General features: G+C 65.1%; 7 protein-coding genes. 4 read left to right on the plus strand and 3 right to left on the minus strand.

All coding sequences use genetic code 11. The features are described 5' to 3' along the window. The 4 genes from ACTG4J_RS15040 to ACTG4J_RS15055 all read left to right on the plus strand — a co-directional run. Positions 1-141 (plus strand): F0F1 ATP synthase subunit A (locus tag ACTG4J_RS15040; RefSeq protein ID WP_439140553.1); only part of this gene is annotated, 141 nt, incomplete at its 5' end. Between the two features lie 64 nt (positions 142-205). Next, positions 206-442 (plus strand): F0F1 ATP synthase subunit C, encoded by a 237-nt coding sequence (locus ACTG4J_RS15045; protein ID WP_048599181.1) that lies wholly within the window; start codon positions 206-208, stop codon positions 440-442. An 89-nt stretch (positions 443-531) separates the two neighbouring features. Beyond that, complete coding sequence (locus ACTG4J_RS15050; RefSeq protein WP_439140548.1) at positions 532-1,065, plus strand: F0F1 ATP synthase subunit B'; 534 nt, start codon at positions 532-534, stop codon at positions 1,063-1,065. 4 nt (positions 1,066-1,069) lie between these two features. Beyond that, positions 1,070-1,642 (plus strand): F0F1 ATP synthase subunit B family protein, encoded by a 573-nt coding sequence (locus ACTG4J_RS15055; protein WP_439140549.1) that lies wholly within the window; start codon positions 1,070-1,072, stop codon positions 1,640-1,642. A gap of 96 nt (positions 1,643-1,738) precedes the next feature. Here the strand turns inward: ACTG4J_RS15055 and ACTG4J_RS15060 are convergent, their stop codons facing one another. The 3 genes from ACTG4J_RS15060 to ACTG4J_RS15070 form a co-directional block, all read right to left on the minus strand. Then, on the minus strand, positions 1,739-2,737 hold the full coding sequence (locus ACTG4J_RS15060; protein ID WP_439140550.1) for a P1 family peptidase: 999 nt from the start codon (positions 2,735-2,737) through the stop codon (positions 1,739-1,741). Continuing rightward, complete coding sequence (locus tag ACTG4J_RS15065) at positions 2,734-3,084, minus strand: hypothetical protein (RefSeq protein ID WP_439140551.1); 351 nt, start codon at positions 3,082-3,084, stop codon at positions 2,734-2,736. Before ACTG4J_RS15065 ends, ACTG4J_RS15060 begins: the two co-directional genes overlap by 4 nt. Continuing rightward, positions 3,081-3,278, minus strand: a 198-nt coding sequence (locus tag ACTG4J_RS15070) for an SDR family oxidoreductase (RefSeq protein ID WP_439140552.1), incomplete at its 5' end; no start/stop codon positions are given. The genes ACTG4J_RS15070 and ACTG4J_RS15065, both read right to left, overlap by 4 nt.

The following is a 3,278-nucleotide window of genomic DNA, read 5'->3' on the forward strand; positions in this document are numbered from 1 at the left end:
ATGGGCCTTGCCTCGGTCGCGCCGATTTTGGGCGTCGTGGCGATCTACGGGCTTGAGGTGCTGGTGTCGGCAATCCAGGCCTATGTGTTCACCATCCTGACCTGCGTCTATCTCAAGGACGCGCTGCATCCGCATCACTGAGGGCTGGGCCCTTCGGCCCTGATCCCCCTTGTTTCTCGAACTTCCAACGTAAGGAGATACCATCATGGAAGGCGATATCGCACAAATGGGCCAGTTCATCGGCGCAGGCTTGGCCGCCATCGGCTCGGGCGCAGCTGCCATCGGTGTGGGCCATGTGGCCGGCAACTTCCTGGCTGGCGCACTGCGTAACCCCTCGGCTGCTGCTGGCCAGACAGCGACACTGTTCATCGGCATCGCCTTTGCCGAAGCCTTGGGGATCTTCTCGTTCCTCGTCGCTCTGCTTTTGATGTTCGCCGTCTGAACCAGAGCCTTCGAGAGACCATCCTTACGTCCGAGGTTCGCGTCTTGTGATGCGGACCTCGGGGTAGACCCGGTTCCAGGAGGACGACCATGGCACAAGATGCCGCCAATGCTGCCAATGCTGCGGGGCCGGGCATGCCGCAGCTCGATTTCACGACCTTTCCAAACCAGATCTTCTGGCTGGTTATCGCTTTGGTCGCGATCTACTTCATCCTGAGCCGGATCGCGCTGCCCCGGATTGCGGCCGTTCTGGCCGAACGTCAGGGGGCGCTGACCAATGATCTGGCCGCCGCCGAAGAGCTGAAGCAGCGCGCGGTCGAGGCCGAAGCGGCCTATAACAAGGCGCTGGCAGATGCCCGCAGCGAGGCGTCGAAAATCGCTGATGAAACACGCGCCGCTATTCAGGCCGATCTCGACAAGGCGATTGCTCGCGCCGACGCGGACATCGCCGCCAAGGCAGCCGAGAGCGAAGCACGCATCACCGAGATCAAGGCGGGTGCTGTGCGCAGTATCGAAGAAGTCGCAGCCGATGTGGCCGGTGACATTGTTTCGGCCGTGGCGCCGGGCCAAAAGGTCGATGCAAAGGCGCTTGCGGCCGCAGTCGCCGCACGGGTCAAGGGGTAAGACGATGAAACATCTGCTCGCCATTGTGATGACTGTGGCCCCCGCGGTGGCGCTCGCCGCCGAAGGCAAACCAAAGGGTCTGTTGAACCCCTCGCTTGGCAACTCCGATTTCGTGGTTCTGATCGGCTTCGTGCTGTTCCTTGCCATCCTGTTCTATTTCAACGTCCCCGCGATGCTGATGAGCATGCTCGACAAGCGCGCCGAGGGGATCAAGGCCGAGCTGGATGAGGCCCGCGCGCTGCGCGAAGAGGCGCAGTCGATCCTCGCCAATTACGAGCGTCAAAGCCGCGAGATCGCCGATCAGGCAGATCGTATCGTCGCCCAAGCCAAGGCAGACGCCGAAGCGGCCGCCGTCGAGGCCCGCGCGGCACTTGAACGTTCCATCGCACGCCGTGTCAAATCAGCCGAGGACCAGATCCAAAGCGCCGAGGATAAGGCCGTGCGCTCTGTCCGCGACCGCGCGGTCGAAGTTGCGATCGCGGCTGCTGCCGAAACCATCGCCAAGCAGATGGCGGCGGCTGACGCCAACAAGATGATCGACAACGCCATCGGCGAGGTCGAGCGCCGCCTGCACTGAGTCGCGCGCATGGTCGATTTGAAAAACCCCGGATCACTGATCCGGGGTTTTTTCGTTCAGCACCTTTTGTGGTGAGCATTTGGGTGTGATCAAGTGCTACATATGTGCGCCAAAGCGCGCGTGCCATGTGGGTTTGGCATCGCCCGGCGCGGTGTTTGCCGCATAGACGCCGCGCGCGATCGCGCGTGACAGGCAAAGTGCTGCCATATGGCCCAGCATCAGCGGTATTTGGATCGGATCGGCCAAGGCCCGTGCGCCGGTTGCCGCGGCGAAGACCAAATCGCCATCCATCGGCGTATGGCTGGGCCAGATCGCGCGCGCCATGCCGTCATGGGCGGCGATCGCCATGCGGGTCGCCTGTGCTTGGGTCAGCGCGGCATCGGTCGCGACGATGGCGATGGTGGTGTTGCGCCCCTCGCCGCCCTTGACGGGTGGCACCGCGCCGGGGTCGAAAGCCGTGGCCATGCCAAGCCCGCCGAATTCGCCCTCCATCTCGACGGGTGCGGCCCAGAATTGCGGGCCATCGCCGACCGTCACCCGCCCCAGCGCGTTGACGGCGACCAGCGCGCCGACTGTATAGCCCCCCCATGTGGCCGAGGCCGAGCCAAGCCCGCCCTTCAGGTCGGCGATCAGCGCGCCCGTTCCCGCCCCTACGGAGCCGAGCGCAAAGCTTTCAGAGGCACTGGCCAGCGCCTCGGCCCCCAGCCGTTTATAGGGGTTCTGATCCCACGCCTTGTCGCCACCATTGATCAGGTCGAAGAGGATCGCGCCCGGCACGATCGGCACGGTCTGATCGCCCACGACAAAGCCGCGCCCCTGTGCGCGCAGCGCATCGGCCACACCCGAGGCCGCATCGAGGCCAAAGGCCGAGCCACCCGACAGGACCAGCGCGTCGGCCTCCTGCACCAGCTTGTCGGGGGCGAGCAGGTCGGTCTCGCGCGTGCCGGGAGCGCCGCCCATGACATGGACGGCCGCCACGAAGGGGCGTTCGCCAACCAGCACTGTCGCGCCGGTCTTGATGTGCTCATCGCTACCGTGGCCCACGTGCAGCCCCGCGACATCGGTGATCAGGTTCCTTGGGCCGGGGCGGATCATGGCGTGTCCCTGTCTGCGATCAGATGGGGGATGCGCCCACGCCACAGCCCGAGCCGGGGCAGGGGCGGGCGATCGGCAAGCGGGCAGTCAAGCCCTTGATAGGCGGGCGGCAGGATCAGGATCAGCGTGTTCCACGCGCCGCCCATGGTGGCGATCTCAATGGCGGTCTCGGCATCGAAGCGCGCACGCAGCCGCGTGGCGGGGCGCTCGCGGATCACCTCGACATGTTCAAGATCGAGGTCCGGGCAATGCGCGAGCAGATAGGCGAAGGCCGCAGGCTGACCCGCGAAATTGCCCGCATGCACGACGATATCGCAAGGCAGGTCAAGGCGGGTGTAGCCCGTCATATGCAGCGGCCCCCATCCACCTCCATCGCCACCCCGGTGATCATCGAGGCGGCATCGGAACACAGGAACGCCGCCGCCTCGCCCATGTCGTCGGGGGTGGAAAAGCGCCCCAGCGGGATGGTGGAGAGGAACTTGGCCCGCATTTCGGGCGTATCCTCGCCCATGAAGCTGGCCAGAAGCGGGGTTTCGCCCGC

The sequence above is a fragment of the Roseicyclus sp. genome, assembly GCF_965662675.1.
In the GTDB taxonomy this organism is placed as follows: Bacteria; Pseudomonadota; Alphaproteobacteria; order Rhodobacterales; family Rhodobacteraceae; genus Roseicyclus.

What these genes read in the sequence shown, in the direction of transcription:
- ACTG4J_RS15050 (WP_439140548.1), top strand. Translation starts at nt 532, where the DNA reads ATGGCACAAGATGCCGCCAATGCTGCCAATGCTGCGGGGCCGGGCATG.
- ACTG4J_RS15065 (WP_439140551.1), bottom strand. Translation starts at nt 3,084, where the DNA reads ATGACGGGCTACACCCGCCTTGACCTGCCTTGCGATATCGTCGTGCAT.
- ACTG4J_RS15060 (WP_439140550.1), bottom strand. Translation starts at nt 2,737, where the DNA reads ATGATCCGCCCCGGCCCAAGGAACCTGATCACCGATGTCGCGGGGCTG.
- ACTG4J_RS15055 (WP_439140549.1), top strand. Translation starts at nt 1,070, where the DNA reads ATGAAACATCTGCTCGCCATTGTGATGACTGTGGCCCCCGCGGTGGCG.
- ACTG4J_RS15045 (WP_048599181.1), top strand. Translation starts at nt 206, where the DNA reads ATGGAAGGCGATATCGCACAAATGGGCCAGTTCATCGGCGCAGGCTTG.